At 67.8% G+C, this 15,644-nt stretch carries 14 protein-coding genes; 10 read left to right on the top strand and 4 right to left on the bottom strand.

Annotated features, from left to right (window positions below; all coding sequences use genetic code 11):
• Positions 1 to 9 precede the first annotated feature (9 nt).
• The 3 genes from ACLBKT_RS13880 (at position 10) to ACLBKT_RS13870 (ending at position 2,014) form a co-directional block, all read left to right on the top strand.
• Complete coding sequence (locus tag ACLBKT_RS13880; RefSeq protein ID WP_410183496.1) at positions 10 to 999, top strand: agmatine deiminase family protein; 990 nt, start codon at positions 10 to 12, stop codon at positions 997 to 999.
• 35 nt (positions 1,000 to 1,034) lie between these two features.
• A complete protein-coding gene (locus ACLBKT_RS13875) occupies positions 1,035 to 1,169 on the top strand; it encodes a hypothetical protein (RefSeq protein WP_410183495.1) in 135 nt (44 codons plus the stop codon).
• Between the two features lie 68 nt (positions 1,170 to 1,237).
• Positions 1,238 to 2,014: a DUF1223 domain-containing protein gene (locus ACLBKT_RS13870; protein ID WP_410183494.1), complete on the top strand. Its 777-nt coding sequence runs from the start codon at positions 1,238 to 1,240 to the stop codon at positions 2,012 to 2,014.
• Between the two features lie 6 nt (positions 2,015 to 2,020).
• Here the strand turns inward: ACLBKT_RS13870 and ACLBKT_RS13865 are convergent, their stop codons facing one another.
• Genes ACLBKT_RS13865 through thrS form a run of 3 tightly spaced genes read right to left on the bottom strand, consistent with a single transcriptional unit; the run spans position 2,021 to position 5,182 of the window.
• Positions 2,021 to 2,764: a TSUP family transporter gene (locus ACLBKT_RS13865; RefSeq protein WP_410183493.1), complete on the bottom strand. Its 744-nt coding sequence runs from the start codon at positions 2,762 to 2,764 to the stop codon at positions 2,021 to 2,023.
• 4 nt (positions 2,765 to 2,768) lie between these two features.
• On the bottom strand, positions 2,769 to 3,176 hold the full coding sequence (locus ACLBKT_RS13860) for a DUF305 domain-containing protein (protein ID WP_410183492.1): 408 nt from the start codon (positions 3,174 to 3,176) through the stop codon (positions 2,769 to 2,771).
• A gap of 2 nt (positions 3,177 to 3,178) precedes the next feature.
• Positions 3,179 to 5,182 carry a threonine--tRNA ligase gene (gene thrS, locus ACLBKT_RS13855; protein ID WP_410183491.1) on the bottom strand — a complete coding sequence of 668 codons (2,004 nt, stop codon included), beginning with the start codon at positions 5,180 to 5,182 and terminating at the stop codon, positions 3,179 to 3,181.
• Positions 5,183 to 5,507: 325 nt separating this feature from the next.
• On the opposite strand from thrS, the gene ACLBKT_RS13850 reads away from it, so the two are divergent.
• Genes ACLBKT_RS13850 through ACLBKT_RS13840 form a run of 3 tightly spaced genes read left to right on the top strand, consistent with a single transcriptional unit; the run spans position 5,508 to position 6,450 of the window.
• Positions 5,508 to 5,672, top strand: a complete 165-nt coding sequence (locus ACLBKT_RS13850) for a hypothetical protein (RefSeq protein ID WP_410183490.1) — start codon at positions 5,508 to 5,510, stop codon at positions 5,670 to 5,672.
• 2 nt (positions 5,673 to 5,674) lie between these two features.
• Positions 5,675 to 6,262 (top strand): hypothetical protein, encoded by a 588-nt coding sequence (locus ACLBKT_RS13845; RefSeq protein ID WP_410183489.1) that lies wholly within the window; start codon positions 5,675 to 5,677, stop codon positions 6,260 to 6,262.
• Positions 6,259 to 6,450, top strand: a complete 192-nt coding sequence (locus tag ACLBKT_RS13840; protein ID WP_410183488.1) for a helix-turn-helix transcriptional regulator — start codon at positions 6,259 to 6,261, stop codon at positions 6,448 to 6,450. The genes ACLBKT_RS13845 and ACLBKT_RS13840 overlap by 4 nt, the downstream gene beginning before the upstream one ends.
• On the opposite strand, the gene ACLBKT_RS13835 is transcribed toward ACLBKT_RS13840, so the two are convergent.
• Positions 6,447 to 8,111: an alkaline phosphatase D family protein gene (locus tag ACLBKT_RS13835; RefSeq protein ID WP_410183487.1), complete on the bottom strand. Its 1,665-nt coding sequence runs from the start codon at positions 8,109 to 8,111 to the stop codon at positions 6,447 to 6,449. The genes ACLBKT_RS13840 and ACLBKT_RS13835 overlap by 4 nt on opposite strands.
• A 95-nt stretch (positions 8,112 to 8,206) precedes the next feature.
• Between ACLBKT_RS13835 and ACLBKT_RS13830 the strand changes: the two genes are divergently transcribed.
• From ACLBKT_RS13830 to ACLBKT_RS13815, 4 genes are all read left to right on the top strand, one after another.
• Complete coding sequence (locus ACLBKT_RS13830) at positions 8,207 to 8,941, top strand: alpha/beta fold hydrolase (RefSeq protein WP_410183486.1); 735 nt, start codon at positions 8,207 to 8,209, stop codon at positions 8,939 to 8,941.
• A gap of 5 nt (positions 8,942 to 8,946) precedes the next feature.
• On the top strand, positions 8,947 to 9,804 hold the full coding sequence (locus ACLBKT_RS13825; RefSeq protein WP_410183485.1) for a tetratricopeptide repeat protein: 858 nt from the start codon (positions 8,947 to 8,949) through the stop codon (positions 9,802 to 9,804).
• Positions 9,801 to 10,796: an LLM class flavin-dependent oxidoreductase gene (locus ACLBKT_RS13820; RefSeq protein ID WP_410183484.1), complete on the top strand. Its 996-nt coding sequence runs from the start codon at positions 9,801 to 9,803 to the stop codon at positions 10,794 to 10,796. Before ACLBKT_RS13825 ends, ACLBKT_RS13820 begins: the two co-directional genes overlap by 4 nt.
• A 130-nt stretch (positions 10,797 to 10,926) precedes the next feature.
• The gene (locus tag ACLBKT_RS13815) at positions 10,927 to 15,633 is read left to right on the top strand and encodes an NAD-glutamate dehydrogenase domain-containing protein (RefSeq protein WP_410183483.1); all 4,707 of its coding nucleotides are present in this window, start codon (positions 10,927 to 10,929) and stop codon (positions 15,631 to 15,633) included.
• Positions 15,634 to 15,644 lie beyond the last annotated feature (11 nt).

Genomic DNA, 15,644 nt, shown 5'->3' with positions numbered 1-15,644 from the left:
GGGCGCGGCATGACCATGATCATGCCCCCCGAATGGGCCCCGCAGGACTGGCTGTGGATCGGCTTTCCGCATCTGGCCGAGGAATGGCCCGGCTGGCTCGAGCCTGCGCAGGTGCAGATGGCGGCTTTCGCCAGTGCCGTGGCGGAGAGCGGGCAGGAGGTGCGCCTGCTGGTGCGCGACGCAGCCAACGAAGCTCGCGCCCGCGCGCTGGTGAGCGCAAAGGTGACGCTGGAGCGCCGGGTCTATGGCGATGTCTGGCTGCGCGACACCGGCCCGCTGGTGGTGTCGGACGGGCAGACGCGCATCGCGCGCCGGTTCGCCTTCAACGGCTGGGGCGGCAAGTATCTCATGCCGGGCGATCAGGAAATCGGCGCGGAATTGGCGCGCGATGCAGGGCTGGCGGTGACCACCACGGCGATGATCCTCGAAGGCGGGGCGGTGGATGGCGACGGCACCGGGCTGGTGGCGACGACCGAGCAGTGCCTGATCAATCCCAACCGCAACCCGCACCTGACGCGCGAGGCAATCGAGGCGGAACTCGCCGCGCAGCTCGGCTTTACCCGCGTGCTGTGGCTGGGCGATGGTCTCATCAACGACCACACCGATGGCCATGTCGACAATCTCGCGCGGTTTGTTGGCCCGAACCGGCTGGTTGTGCCGGAGGCGACCGGCGCAGACGATCCCAACGCCGCGATCTATGCCGACGCCGCGGCCCGCGCCCGGGCGGCCGGGGTTGAGGTCGTCCGCATTCCCTCGCCCGGTCTGCTGACCCGCGACGGCGTGACCGAGCCTGCCAGCTATGTGAATTTCGCGATTACCAGCCATCTGGTGGTGGTGCCGACCTTCGGCTCGCCCCATGATGCGGACGGCGTCGCCGCCATCGCCGCGCTGTTCCCCGACCGCGACACGATCGGCCTGCCGGGCGAGGCGGTGCTGGCCGGCGGGGGCGGATTCCACTGTGCCAGCCAGCAGATGCCGTCGCTGCCGGGGTCACATTAACGTTTCGTTAGCATATTGGGGCGAAGGTGCAGGCGATGACCCGCGCCCTCGCCCTCGCCTTGCCGCTCGCTGCCGCGACCCGTATCGATTCGCTCGATCTGGTGCGTCGCGTGATCGTGATGGGTTGCGCCGCAGCCCTGATCCTCGCCGGACAGGCGCTGCCGTTCTGACACTGTTCGCGTAACCGGATGCCGGTTTGACGCGAACCCATCCTCGCAACGTGACGAGGATGCCCCCCATGACCCGCCAACAGACCCTGACCGCTGCGCTCGGCGGTGTTGCCATGCTCGCTGCGGCCGCGCTTCTTTGGCCGCAGAGCGGGCCCGCAGCGGCCGAGGCCAGGGCTGACGCGCCCACGATGGCTGCATCAGGCGAGCCGGTGTTGCTCGAACTGTTCACCAGTCAGGGCTGTTCCTCGTGCCCCCCGGCGGACCGGCTCGCGGCGCAGCTTGCGACCGATCCCAATCTGGTCGTGATCGCCCGGCCAGTGACCTATTGGGACCGGCTCGGCTGGAAGGACACCTTGGCGCGTGAGGATAACACCATGCTGCAACAGGATTACGCGCGGCGCGGATTGGCCGGGCGCAACGGGGTCTATACCCCGCAGCTGGTGGTGGACGGCCGCTTCGGCGCGGTCGGATCGCGCAGCGATGATATCGCCGCCGGGGTCAAGCGCTATGGCAGTGCGGGCGATGCGACGATTCGGGCCGCGAAGCGCGAGGCGGGCGGCTACGCGGTGAGCCTGACCGGCACGGGGGAAGGCAAGGGCGAGCTTGTGCTGGTCGCTGTGACTCGCAAGGTGACCGTCGGTATCGGCAGCGGCGAGAATGGCGGTCGCAAGGTCGGCTACACCAATGTCCTGCGCGCCGAACGCAAGATCGCCGATTGGCAGGGCGGCCCAGCACAGGTGGCCGTTCGTGCCGATCAGCTCAGGGTGGCCGGCGCCGACGCCTATGCGCTGGTGCTGCGCGCACCGGGCGGCGGCACCGTGTTCGCGGCGCGCTGGCTCACCTAGATTGCTTCAAACGAGGCGCGCCAAAGCCGCCACTGCTGCGCCGCCGAGGATCAGACCCACCGTCACCCGCCACGCGGGATCGCTGACCCGGCCCGATACCCGCGCCCCCAGCCGGTTGCCCGCCATGATCATCGGCAGCATCACCAGCGCGAACAGCAGCATTTCCGGTCGCAGGATGCCGAGCCAGGTTGCGCTGGCCAGTCCTGCACAGGCCGCGATGGTGAAGATCAGCTGCATCGACGCCTTGATCGTCGGGCGCGGCAGGTCTCGACCCGCATAGTAAGGCACCACTGGCGGCCCTGGCATCCCCGCATAGCCTGTCATCAGCCCGCTCAGCACGCCCACGCCGCCGGTCACCAAGTGTCCCGGCGCGGCCGCACCGCGCTTCGGCAGCAGGATCGCGACAAAGGCGCTGAGAGCGATCAGCGCAATCACCAGCCGCGCGACATCCGTGCCCGTCATGGCCAGCGCCCAGAGGCCAAGCGGCGTGGCCAGCACCACCGCTGCGCCGATGCCCCACGCGGTCGGCTCGGCATCGCGGACAAGGCTGCGGATCTCCGTCGCCCCAAGCATCAGCGACAGCGCATTGGTCAGCACCACCGCCTCGACCGGAGGAAGCGCCAAGGCCAGCACCGGCACCAGCAGGATCGCCATGCCGAACCCGGTGAGGCCCCGCACGAAGGCAGAGCCGAGCGCCGCGGCCAGCGCGACGCCCACTTGCAGCGCGGTGAAGCCTCCGAAAATCTCCACGCGGCTATTGGACGCCGCGCGCCTTGAGCCACGCCTGCATCTCGGCGATCTCGGCCTTCTGCGCCGCGATCACCCGAGCGGCGAGATCGCGGGCCTGTTCGTCCTTGGCATATTTCAGCGCGACTTCCGACATTTCGACCGCGCCTTGGTGATGAGCCAGCATCCCCTGCATGAACGCGACATCGGCATCGGCAGGAATGTCGGCCATCCCGGCGTGCATTTTGTCGTTCACCGCCTTGTAGGCCGCCTGCGCTTCGGTCAGTTCCGGCTTGGCCGCGCCGGTCATGTCGTGGCCGGAATGGTCCATGGTCGAATGATCGACGGCAGCGGGCTTGGCGGCCGTGTCGGTGTCCGCTCCGCAAGCGGCCAGCAGCACCAGCGCGGTGGGCGCGAGAATGGCAATCGGCTTCATGATTAGTGCTCCGTCTTCAGATCGGGCGGCGTGCCCTCGGCGCGCAGCATCGCGATCGCCTCGGCGAGCGGCATCACCTTCTGGTGCTCGGCGCCCAGCGTGCGCACCGCGACGGTGCCCTCCTCGGCCTCGCGCTTGCCGACCACCAGCAGGTGCGGGACCTTGGCGAGCGAGTGTTCGCGCACCTTGTAGTTGATCTTCTCGTTACGGGTGTCGGTTTCGACCCGGATGCCCGCCGCCTTCAGCTGCGCCTCAACGTCATGGGCATAGCCGTCCGCGTCCGACACGATGGTCGCCACCACCGCCTGCACCGGGGCGAGCCAGGTCGGGAGCTTGCCCGCGAAGTGTTCGATCAGGATGCCGATGAAGCGTTCATAGCTCCCGAAGATCGCGCGGTGGAGCATCACCGGGCGGTGCTTCTCGCCATCCTCGCCGATGTAGTGGGCATCGAGCCGCTCGGGCAGCACGCGGTCGGACTGGATCGTGCCGACCTGCCAGGTGCGCCCGATCGCGTCGGTGAGGTGCCATTCGAGCTTGGGGGCGTAGAAGGCGCCTTCGCCGGGGAGTTCTTCCCATTCCAGCCCGTTTGCGGTCAGAGCGTCGCGCAATTCCTGCTCGGCCTTGTCCCAATCCGCCTCGCTGCCGAAGCGCTTTTCGGGGCGCAGGGCGAGCTTGATGTCATAGGTGAAGCCGAAGTCGCGATACACGCTGTCAGCGAGCGCGATAAAGGACTGCACTTCGGCCACCACCTGCCCCTCGGTGCAGAAGATGTGCGCATCGTCCTGCGTGAACTGGCGCACGCGCATCAGCCCGTGGAGCGCGCCGTGGGGTTCGTTGCGGTGGCAGCAGCCCATTTCGCCGAGGCGAATGGGGAGGTCGCGATAGGAGGTGATGCCCTGCTTGAAGACCATCACGTGCGCCGGGCAGTTCATCGGCTTGATCGCCATCCACGCGGCATCATCAGCGACCTTGGGCGAGGCGACGCCGCTCTCCTCGTCGACGTCCGGCACGATGTCGGGGACAGCGAACATGTTCTGCGCATACTTCCCCCAGTGGCCCGATTGCGTCCACTGGCGCACGTCCATCAGCTGCGGGGTCTTGATCTCGCGGTAGCCGCCGCCGTCCATCTTGCGGCGCATGTAGGATTCCAGCTCGCGCCAGATGCGGTAGCCCTTGGGGTGCCAGAAGACGCTCCCGTGGGCCTCCTCCTGCAAGTGGAACAGGTCCATCTCGCGCCCCAGCTTGCGGTGATCGCGCTTGGCGGCTTCCTCCAGCCGGGTGAGGTGGGCTTGCAGCTGCTTCTTGTTGAGCCAGCCGGTGCCGTAGATGCGGGTCAGCTGCGCATTGTTCTGGTCGCCGCGCCAATAGGCGCCCGCGACGCGCATCAGCTTGAAGGCGTCGGGGTCGAGCTTGCCGGTGGAGGGCAGGTGGGGCCCGCGGCACATGTCGAGCCAGTCGTTGCCGCTCCAGTAGACAGTCAGTTCCTCGCCCTCGGGCAGTTCCTTGGCCCATTCGGCCTTGAAGGTCTCGCCTTCTCCTGCCCACTTGGCGATTAGCTGCTCGCGGCTCCACACCTCGCGGCGCAGCGGCTTGTCGGCGCGGATGATGCGGCGCATCTCCTCTTCGATGGCGGGGAGATCGTCCATGCTGAAAGGCTCGCGGCTCTCGGGAGCTTTCACGTCGTAGTAGAACCCGTCGTCGGTCGCCGGGCCGAAGGTGATCTGCGTGCCGGGAAACAGCGCCTGCACGGCTTCGGCCAGCACGTGGGCATAGTCGTGACGGGCGAGCTCCAGCGCATCGGCTTCATCCCGCGCGGTGACGAGCGCGAGCTCGGCGTCGCCGTCGAAGGGCCGGGTCAGGTCGCGCAGTTCCCCGTCGACGCGCGCGGCAATCGCCGCCTTGGCGAGGCCGGGGCCGATAGCCGCGGCGATATCCGCCGGGGTCGATCCCGCAGGCACTTCGCGCACCGAGCCATCGGGGAGGCTGATCTTGAGCAGTTCGGTCATGTCTATCGCAATCCGTCTCGTTTGGGCGGCCCTTAAGGCAAAGGACTACGCACCGGAAGAGCGGTGTTGAGCAGATTACCGGTTCGGGAAGGACACCGCGCCGCCCCGATCCGGGCGGCTGGCGCTTGGCTTCAAGCCGCGTGCCGCCGCCCCCGGATGGTAGTCCGGGTCGTGGTGGTGCGGGTTGTGGTGGGCAGCTTGGCCATGAGCAGGGCTATAGGCGAGCGAGGGGTGAAAGTCATCTCCCAGATTTTGGAAAGCGTCCTTGACATTCGTGGCGACTCGAATGTAAAGCGACCTTGTCTTTCTGCAAAAGGAGCTTTCCATGCCGTCGAACATCCATGCGCTACTGACAGGCACCGTCGCGATTGCGATCGCCCTGCTGGCGGTCGTCGACATCGTCCCTGAATCGGTCGCGCAGATGATCCCGCTGATGGTGGTGCCCTTCGTGATCAGCCGCCGCAACGCTTGCGCCGTGCGGGCGTGCTGAGCGTGGACAAGGCCGAAACGAGCAAGGCCGCCGCCGGGCGCGGCCCGGGGTTCTGGGCGGGGCTCTACGTCGCCTCGTCTGCTGTCATCGCCGCGCTCAGGCTTACCGATGCGATTACCGCCACGGCTGCCCTGATCCTGTTCTTTGGCGCGATGGGACTGCTCATCCCGCTGGTGCGCGCGGGTGAGCGGCAGAACTGCGCGAGCCCCGTGATGGTGCGCTACAACCGCCGCTTCCTCGCTGCATCCTTTGGCTATGTCCTGGGGCTCGGCATCGCGATTGGGATCTGGAACACTTACGAACTGTCCGGCCCGGTGGTTTTCGCCATCGCGCTGTTGCCGACCTTGCCGACCTTCGCGATGATCTGGGCGATGGCCCGCTATCTGGTCGAGGAAACCGACGAATACCTGCGTTACCGCATGGTGCGCGCGGCGATTATCAGCCTTGGCGGGGTGCTCGCCATCGGCATCTTCTGGGGCTTCCTTGAGATGTTTGAGCTCGTCCCGCACATCTGGGCCTGGTGGGTGCTGCCGGTTTGGGCGGTGGGCCTCGGCCTTGCCCAATTGTGGATGAAGGTGCGCGGCGAATGAACAACCGCCTCAAGGTGCTGCGCGCCGAACGCAGCTGGAGCCAGCAGGACCTCGCCGACCAGCTTGGCGTCAGCCGCCAGAGCGTCAACGCTATCGAAACCGGCCGGTATGACCCCTCGCTCCCGCTCGCCTTCACCATTGCCGATGTGTTCGGCCTGCCGATCGAGGCGATCTTCAGCCGCGACTAGACCGCCAGCGTGCCCGAGCCCTTTTCGGTGGTGATCCGCTTCGTGCCTGCCAGCTTTGTTGAACGCTGCTTCACGCCGGTGCTGAAGCGATATTCGGTCGTCGCGCGGGCGGGGGTCAGTTCGACCACCATGTAACCGCGCTGCGCGGTATCGGCCCATTTGAGCTGTTCGTTCTCGGCCACCAGCGCCGCGGCCAGCACATCGGGCTTGATGGTGCTGAGGTAGCTTTCGAACCCGGGCGAACTGACCGAGCAGACCCCGAGCTCCACACCCACCTTCGCGCCGTCCTGCGTCAGGTCGAAGGCCCAGCCATTGTGGGTGTCGCCTGCCAGCACGATGAGGTTTGCGTCCGCCGCCAGCGCGGCCTTGAACACGCGTTCGCGCGCGGCAGGGTAGCCGTCCCACGCGTCCATATTGAGCGGCAGGCCCGCCTTGCTCGCCATCGCGGCGGCGGTGAGGCGCTGGCGCACGTAATCAGGCAAGCCCTCGCCGATCTGCGTGAAAAGCGATTGCGGGCTTTTGAGATTGCCGATCAGCACCTGCTGCACCAGCACCTGCCACGCGGTGCCGCTGGCGGTGGAGGCGGCGAGGCCGTCTGCCAGCCACGCATCCTGCGCCTGCCCGAGCAGCTGGCGATCAGGATTGGCCCATGCCCCATCCCGGAAAGCATCCAGTGCGGCAATGGCGGCTTGCGGATCGGTTTTGCCCGCCAGCACGGTTTCAAGGCTGAACTGCTTCTCGCGCCCCTCCAGCCGCGTATCGAGCCGGAACAGCGTCGCCAGATCGCCGACCTGGTAGGCGGCATAGGGCGCGTCGGAGACGGGCATCCATTCGCGGTAGGCCTGCTTGGCCGCGGCCTTGCGCGCCGCCCAATCGCCCTCGGTCTCGCTCTGATGGTTCTGCGCGCCGTCACGGTAGGCGTCGTTGGCGCTTTCGTGATCGTCCCACACGGCGATCATCGGCAGCACCTGATGCAGGCGCTGGCAATCGGGATCGGCGCGGTAGGTGGCGTAGCGCAGCCGGTAATCGGTGAGCGCGACGATCTCGGTCGCAGGCGCCAGCACGCGGTCCGGGTTGGCTTGGTCGGTGCTGGGATAGGTGCCCGCGGCATATTCGTAGATGTAATCGCCCAGATGCACCGCCAAGTCGGCGTCATTCGCCTCAGCGGCGTGGCCATAGGCGTTGAACCAGCCGAACCCGAAGTTGGAGCAGGAGAATACCGCGAGGCGGAACGCCGCGGACGGCCCTTCGGGCAGGGTGCGGGTGCGGCCCACGGGTGAAGCGGTGCCATCGGGCGCAAGGAAGCGGAAGAAATACCAGCGATCCGGCGACAGGCCCGCCACCACGCCCTTGGCGCACCAGTCGCGCGCGGGCGAGGCCGTCACGCTGCCCTCCGCCACCGGCTTGGCGAAGTCCTCGGTTGCGCTCACCTGCCAGGTCAGCGCGGTTTCCGCATCGGCGACGTAGCGGGTCCACAGCAAGACGCTGCTCGCCGATGGCTCACCGCTGGCAACATTATGCGTGAAGCCGGTGCCGAAGCTGCGCGCGGCGAGCGGAGTTGCCGCCAAGGCGGCGGAAGCCCCGGCGAGCGTGAACAGGTTGCGGCGCGTCAGAGCCATGGGCGAGGGGGCCGGCTGGGCGGCAGAATCGGTGGTGAACATGGCGCGTCGCGTAATCCTCTCCCGTTGCGCTGCTGTGACAGTCGCACGCCGACAATGGTTGCCTTTGCGCCTCCGGGCAAGGCATGGTTGCGCGCATGACCGATCATCTGCACCACACCCTTTATGATGGCCGCCGCGTGGCCTTCCGCTACACGCATGGGGCGGGCCCGTGCCTCGTGTTCCTGCCCGGCTACATGTCCGACATGAGCGGCAGCAAGGCGACCGCGCTGTTTGCCGAAGCGCAGGAACAGGGGCGAGCCTGCCTGCTGCTCGACTATTCGGGCTGCGGGCTGAGTGACGGCGAATTTGCGCAAGGGATGCTGAGCGGCTGGCGGGACGAGGTGCTGGCGCTGGTTGCGTCCTACGTCAGTGGGTCGGTGCTGCTGGTCGGATCGTCGATGGGTGGGTGGCTGATGCTGCTGGTGGCTGAGCATCTGAAGGATCGCCTCGCCGGATTGATCGGCATCGCCCCCGCGCCCGATTTCACTCGCTGGGGTTACAGCGAAGAACAGCGGGCGAAGTTGGCCGCGGGCGAGACGATCTTCGAGCCCAATCCCTATGGCCCCGAACCCACGCCGACTTACGCCAGGTTCTTCGCCGACGCCGAGTGCCACCTGCGGCTGGAGACCGGCATCGCCATCACCTGCCCGGTGCGACTGCTGCACGGCAAGGCCGACGCCGATGTGCCGTGGGAGATTAGCCTCAGGCTGAAAGCGGCGCTGCGGTCGGACGATGTTCAGGTGACTCTGATAGAAGACGGCGACCACCGCCTGTCGCGCCCCGCCGACATTGCCGCCCTCAAGGCCATCGTGGCCGAATTTTACGGATAGATCCTGTGTCCCTGCTCCTTGCATTGCTGCTTCAGGTTGGCCCCAATCCCATGGCCGGAGGGATGGCAGGTGACGACCTGATGCGTGACCGTCCGCCCCGCGCCGATGGGGTGACGGGCGACATGAACGCGACGAGCGCATGGCTCCAGACCTGCCTCGATCAGCTGGCGGAAGACCCGGCGCGCGCGCACACCATGGCGCAGATCCGCCGGAGCGAGACCAAGGGCGCCGACCGCGTGCTCGCCAATCACTGCCTCGGCACCGCTGCGAGCGAGCTGGGGCTGTGGCAGGATGCGCGGGCCGCCTTCCTCGCCGCGCGTGATGAAACGCCTTCGGACGAGACTCGCACCCGCGCGCGCTTTGCCGCGCTGGCCGGGAATGCCGCGCTCGCGGGCGGGGATGCCGAGAGCGCGCTCACCCTGCTGACGGAAGCTGAGGCCGATGCCCGCGCTGCCGGTTTCGCCCCGCTTGAAGCCATCGCCGCGACCGACCGGGCCCGTGCGCTGGTGGCCTTGTCGCGCGGTGAGGATGCGCTCGGCGCGTTGGCAGCGGCGACCACGCTCGCGCCCGAACGGGCCGAGGGGTGGCTGCTCAAGGCCACCCTGCTGCGCCGGCTCGACCGGCTGCCCGAGGCGCAGACCGCGATCGAACGCGCCGCCCTGCTGACGCCCGCCGATCCCGATATCGGGCTGGAAGCCGGGGTGATCGCGATCCTCGCCGGGCGTGACGATGCCGCGCGGGCGAGCTGGCAATCGGTGCTTGCCCTCGCCCCCGAAAGTCCTGCCGCCGTGACTGCCAAGGATTATCTTGCGCAGCTCGGACAGGCAGGGGAGACTGCGCCCGAGGAGGTTCCGCAATCATGACCCGATTTTCCGTGCTCGATCTGGTGCCGGTGCGCGAAGGCGGCACGCTCTCGGAGGCCTTCGCCGCCACCACCGAACTTGCCCGCGCCGCCGAAGCGCTGGGCTGTGACCGCTTCTGGGTCGCCGAGCATCACGCCATGGACGGGATCGCGGGCGGGGCGACCTCCGTCGTGCTCGCCCATATCGGCAACGCCACCAGCCGCCTCCGCATCGGATCGGGCGGGATCATGCTGCCCAACCACACCCCGTTCCAGATCGCCGAGCAGTTCGGCACGCTCGACGCGCTGTTCCCCGGGCGGATCGACTTGGGGCTCGGCCGCGCGCCCGGGGCGGGGCCGGAGTTGCAGCGGGCCTTGAGGAAGAACCTCCATCAGGCCGCCGAATATTTCCCGCAGGACGTGGTGGAACTGCGCGCGCTGTTGACGGGCGATTACGACCTGCCGATCCACGCCACCCCGGGTCTGGGTGCGCAAGTGGAGCTGTGGATGCTCGGATCGAGCCTGTTCGGTGCGCAATTGGCCGCCAAGCTGGGCTTGCCCTATGCGTTCGCCGCTCACTTTGCGCCCGATCACCTCGACGCTGCGCTGGCGGTCTATCGCCGCGACTTCCAGCCCTCCGAAGCGCTGGCCAAGCCGCACGTCATGGTGGCGATGAACGTGTTCACTGCCGAGACCGAGGCCGAGGCGCGCCTGCTCGCTTCCAGCCAGCAGCAGAGCTTCGTGCGGCTGCGCAGCGGCAATCCCGGCAAGCTGCCCCCGCCGGTTGAAGGTTATAGCGACACCCTCCCCGCCCAGGCGCAGGCGATGCTGGCCCATCTGGGACAGGCCGCCGCGGTCGGGACGCCTGCACAGGTGCGAGACGGAATTGCCGCCTTCGTCCAACGCACCCGCGCGGACGAGATCCTGCTGTGCGGCGCGACCTATGACGCAGCCGCGCGTATCCGCAGCCTCGAACTCACACTGGAAGCCTGCGAAACCGTCCTCGCGGGGTAACACTGCGCAATCATCACGCTTGCGCCAGATGCACGAAAGCGGGTATCGCCCAAGACACGATAACAACAATCCGGGACAACAATATTGCGCGCAAAGCGCAGCCGGAACGCAGGACGAGCAGGAGCCAAACATGGGGTCCAAGACCATTGCCGCCGCGGCGCCCAAATCCCCGGGCCGCGCGTTGATCAAGGCCTTGCGCCTTCAGCTCGAAGCCTCGCTGCTTCCCGGTGACGCCCCGGTCGAGAAGGCCGCACTGGACGAAGCCGCCACCTGGCTGCTCGCTGCTGCGGCCACCCGTGCGCCCGGCCAATCGCTGGTCCAGATCGAATCCGCGACCGGCGAGCGGCGCCATCTGCGCATCGCAATCATCAATGATGACATGCCGTTTCTCGTCGACTCGATTGCGGCGGCGATTGCGGCGCAGGGGCTCGCGATTGATCGGCTGCTGCACCCGGTTGTCCCGGTTGAGCGCGATGGCGCGGGCGCAGTCACCGGCCTGGGCAAGGACGGCAGCCGCGAATCGCTGATCTATATCGAAACCCCGCGCGTCGATGCCCGCCAGCGCCGCGACCTGCTGGAAGCGCTGCAAACCACGCTTGCCGATGTCCATGCTGCCGTGAGCGATTGGCCCGCGATGCAGGCGGCGATCAACGCCGATGCGACGCTGGCCGGGGCTCTCGACGCAGAGGCGGGTGCCCTGCTTGGCTGGCTGGGCGGCGGGATGCTGACTCAGCTTGGCCACATCACCCGCCATCGTGACGGGACCACCACCCAGCAGCTCGGCATCTGCCGCGCTTCGGCCGGCGAACTGCTCGCCGAGGTCAGCTATGCCCGCGCGTTCGAATGGTTCGATCGGCATGAGGCCGCCGGCACGCCCAAGGCGCTGCTGGCGATCAAGTCCAATGTGCAGGCGCGGGTCCACCGCTTCAGCCCGCTCGATCTGTTTATCGTGCCCGTGCGCGAAGGTGGCGCGATCAGCGCGCTGTCGATCCATGCCGGGCTGTGGACCAGCGCGGCGCTGAACGCGCGGCCAAGCGAAGTGCCGGTGCTGCGCGCGATGGTCGCGGGCATGACCCAGCAGCTCGGCTTCGATCCGGCGGGGCATAATGGCAAGGCGCTGGTGCACGCTTTCACCTCACTGCCCAACGACCTTTTGACCGCCTTCGAGCCTGCGCGGGTCGCCGATCTGGTGACCGCCAAGATGGCGCTGATCGACCGCCCGCGCCCGCGCCTCATCATGGTGCGCGCCACGCTGGAGCGGCACGTCTTCGCCTTCGTATGGCTGCCGCGCGATCAGCTGTCGACCGATGTGCGCTTGCAGATCCAGGCGATGCTGCTCGGCACGCCTGGCGCGGCGCTGCTCGACTGGAGCCTTGAGGTCGAAAGCAGCACGCTCGCCCTGCTGCGCTTCCTCGTCGATGTGCGCGCCTGCGCCGATCTGCCCGATGATGCTGCGATCGAAGCGCAATTGGTCGATCTGCTGCGCGGCTGGAACGAAGCGGTTGCCGGCCATCTCGCCGCCAGTGAGGAAGAGGGCCGCGCCGCCGCGCTCGCCGCGCGCTATGCGCCTGCCTTCCCGACCGGCTATCGCCTCACCTACGGCCCGCAGGAAGCCGCGCGCGACATCGCCAAGCTGCGCACGCTGGCGGTGGCGGAAGGCGAAGTGACCCGCGCCACCCGCACCGTGCGGCTCTACCGGCTGGATGGTGACGGGGCCGACACGCTGCGGCTGAAGGTCTATGTCATGACCGGCACGCTCGCCCTGTCCGATGCGGTGCCGGCGCTGGAGAACTTCGGGTTCCGGGTCGCCGCCGAAGTGCCGACCTTCCTGACCGATGCCAGCCTCGGCTCGATCCACGATTTCATCCTCACCGTGCCCGCCGGGCGTGATGCGGGCGCGCTGCTGGAACGCGCCGCGCTGATCGAAGGCGCGCTGGCCGAGGTGCTGAATGGCACGGCGGAGGATGATCCCTTCAACCGGCTGATCCCCGCCGCCGGTCTCGCCCCGCGCAGCGCCAACTGGCTGCGCGCGGTCTATCGCTATCTGCGCCAGACCGGGGTGAGCTACACGATCTACACCGTGGTCGACGCGCTGGTCGCCGCGCCGCAGGTGACGCGGGCGATGATCGACCTGTTCGCCGCGCGCCACGATCCGACTTTCGCCGGTGACCGGGACGAGGCGATTGCCGCCGCGCAAGGCGCCTTCACCCGCGGCCTTGCCAAGGTCACCGCGATCAATGACGACCGCCTGCTCAGGCTCTACCGCGCGGTGATCGACGCGGTGCTGCGCACCAACGCCTTTGCCCCTGCCGCTGCCGAGGCGCTGGCGTTCAAGATCGATTCCGCGCTGATTCCCGGCCTGCCCAAGCCCGTGCCGTGGCGCGAGATTTTCGTCTATTCACGCCGGGTCGAAGGCATCCACTTGCGCTCGGGCGCAGTGGCGCGTGGGGGCCTGAGATGGTCCGACCGGCGCGACGACTTCCGCACCGAAATCCTCGGCCTGATGAAGGCGCAGCGCGTGAAGAATGCGGTGATCGTGCCGACCGGTGCGAAGGGCGGCTTCTATCCCAAGCAGTTGCCGTCCCCCGCGATCGACCGCGAAGGCTGGGCGGCCGAGGGGCGCGCGGCCTATGAGATCTTCATCCGCACGCTGCTGTCGGTCACCGACAATATCGTTGGCGGGACAGTCGTTCACCCCGATTGCGTGCAGGTGCTCGACGGCGAAGACCCCTATTTCGTGGTCGCGGCCGACAAGGGCACCGCGACCTTCTCCGACATCGCCAACGGGATCGCGCAAAGCCGCGATTTCTGGCTGGATGACGCCTTCGCCAGCGGCGGCTCCAACGGCTATGACCACAAGGCGATGGGCATCACCGCGCGCGGCGCCTGGGTTTCGGTCCAGCGCCACTTCCGCGAAATGGGCATCGACGTGCAGACCCAGAGCGTCACCGTGGCAGGCTGCGGCGACATGTCGGGCGACGTGTTCGGCAATGGGATGCTGCTGTCCAAGGCGCTGAAGCTGGTCGCTGCCTTCGATCACCGTCACATCTTTATCGACCCCTCGCCCGATCCGATGAGCAGCTGGAAAGAGCGCAAGCGGATGTTCGAACTCCCCCGGTCGAGCTGGGAGGATTACGACGCTGCGCTGATCTCCAAGGGTGGCGGCGTGTTCCCGCGCTCGGCCAAGGTGATCAAGCTGTCGAAGCAGGCGCGCGAAGTGCTGGGGATCGAGGCGAAGGAGATCGAGCCTGAAGCCCTGATCAGCGCGATCCTGCGCGCCCCGGTCGATCTGATGTGGTTCGGCGGGATTGGCACCTATGTGAAGGCCCCGCAGGAGAACAACATCGCGGTCGGCGATCCGGCCAATGATGGCCTGCGTGTCGATGCCACCGACGTGCGCGCCCGCGTGATCGGAGAGGGCGCGAACCTCGGCGTGACGCAGGCCGGGCGCATTGCCTTCTCGCTCAATGGGGGCCGCATCAACACCGACTTCATCGACAATTCGGCCGGGGTCGATTGCTCGGACAACGAGGTCAATATCAAGATCGCGCTGGCGGCGGCGACCGCTTCGGGCAAGCTGGCCCCCAAGAAGCGCAACACGTTGCTCGCTGCGATGACGGACGAAGTCGCCGCGCTGGTGCTGGAAGACAACCGCTTGCAGGCGCTCGCCCTGTCGGTCGCCTCAAGCGGCGGCGCAGGCGCCACGGCGTCCTATATCCGCCTGATCGAGCGGCTGGAGGAAGTCAGCGATTTCGACCGCCGCACCGAAGGCCTCGCCGATGGCGAGACGCTGAGCCGCCGCGCGGCCGACGGGCAGGGGCTGACCCGCCCCGAACTCGCGGTGCTGCTGTCCTCGGCCAAGCTGGCGCTGCAATCGGCGATCGAGGCGAGCGCGCTGCCCGATGATCCCGTGCTGGAGCCGGTGCTGCTGGCGCGTTTCCCATCGGCGATGCGCAAGGCCTATGCCGCCGAGATTCGCGGTCACCGGCTGCGGTCGGAGATGATTTCGACCAGCCTGTCGAACCGCATCGTCAACCGGCTCGGCATGGTGCACCCCTTCGAACTCGCCGAGGAAGAGGGAGTGGGCCTCGCCGAAGTGGCCGCAGCTTTCGTGGTGGCCGAGCGATTGTTCGGGCTTGACCCGCTGTGGCGCGAACTTGATGCGGCCGACATCCCCGAAGCGGCCCGACTGCTGCTGTTCGACCGACTGGCGGCGGCGGTCGGCAACCTGATGTCTGATGTGCTGCGCACCGCTTCGGGCAAGGTGGCCGCGGGCGCAATGATTGGCGAATTGCAGAGCGGCGTTGCGGCGCTGGTTTCGAGCCGTGACGAATTGCTCACCGACGAGCCTCGGGCGCGCTCTCGGGCACTGCGGGACCGCTTTGTCGCCGCCGGGGCGCCCGAGGCGCTGGCCGCCAAGGTCGCCAATCTGTTCGATTTCGACGGCGCAGTGGGTCTGGCGCAGGGCGCGCTCGTCGCCGGGATCGAGACCAAGCGGCTGACCCACGCCTTCACCGATATCGGCACCCGGCTGGGGCTCGACTGGGCGCAAGGGACGGCGGCCTATATGTCACCGTCCGATGTGTGGGAGCGGCTGCTGGTGTCCGGCCTTGCGCGGGATTTCCAGCAGATGCGGATCGAGTTCCTGCGGCGGCTGATGCAGGCCAAGCCGGGCACGGACGACCCGCGCGGTGCGGTCGCCGAATGGGCGGAGCGCAATGCCCAAGGCGTCACGCAATTCCGCGCCATGATCGCCCGCGCGCAGGCCCGCCCGCCGGTGGGTGCGGCGATGCTCGCGCAGATCGCCAGCCAGGCGCGCAATCTGCTCGAACGGTAGCACTGGTGGTT

Source organism: Erythrobacter sp. W302b (genome assembly GCF_046452395.1).
In the GTDB taxonomy this organism is placed as follows: Bacteria; Pseudomonadota; Alphaproteobacteria; order Sphingomonadales; family Sphingomonadaceae; genus Erythrobacter.
Note: the sequence above shows the minus strand (reverse complement) of the source record. Positions and strands in the feature narration are given on the sequence as shown.

What these genes read in the sequence shown, in the direction of transcription:
- ACLBKT_RS13880 (WP_410183496.1), top strand. Translation starts at nt 10, where the DNA reads ATGACCATGATCATGCCCCCCGAATGGGCCCCGCAGGACTGGCTGTGG.
- ACLBKT_RS13875 (WP_410183495.1), top strand. Translation starts at nt 1,035, where the DNA reads ATGACCCGCGCCCTCGCCCTCGCCTTGCCGCTCGCTGCCGCGACCCGT.
- ACLBKT_RS13870 (WP_410183494.1), top strand. Translation starts at nt 1,238, where the DNA reads ATGACCCGCCAACAGACCCTGACCGCTGCGCTCGGCGGTGTTGCCATG.
- ACLBKT_RS13860 (WP_410183492.1), bottom strand. Translation starts at nt 3,176, where the DNA reads ATGAAGCCGATTGCCATTCTCGCGCCCACCGCGCTGGTGCTGCTGGCC.
- thrS (WP_410183491.1), bottom strand. Translation starts at nt 5,182, where the DNA reads ATGACCGAACTGCTCAAGATCAGCCTCCCCGATGGCTCGGTGCGCGAA.
- ACLBKT_RS13850 (WP_410183490.1), top strand. Translation starts at nt 5,508, where the DNA reads ATGCCGTCGAACATCCATGCGCTACTGACAGGCACCGTCGCGATTGCG.
- ACLBKT_RS13840 (WP_410183488.1), top strand. Translation starts at nt 6,259, where the DNA reads ATGAACAACCGCCTCAAGGTGCTGCGCGCCGAACGCAGCTGGAGCCAG.
- ACLBKT_RS13835 (WP_410183487.1), bottom strand. Translation starts at nt 8,111, where the DNA reads ATGTTCACCACCGATTCTGCCGCCCAGCCGGCCCCCTCGCCCATGGCT.
- ACLBKT_RS13830 (WP_410183486.1), top strand. Translation starts at nt 8,207, where the DNA reads ATGACCGATCATCTGCACCACACCCTTTATGATGGCCGCCGCGTGGCC.
- ACLBKT_RS13820 (WP_410183484.1), top strand. Translation starts at nt 9,801, where the DNA reads ATGACCCGATTTTCCGTGCTCGATCTGGTGCCGGTGCGCGAAGGCGGC.
- ACLBKT_RS13815 (WP_410183483.1), top strand. Translation starts at nt 10,927, where the DNA reads ATGGGGTCCAAGACCATTGCCGCCGCGGCGCCCAAATCCCCGGGCCGC.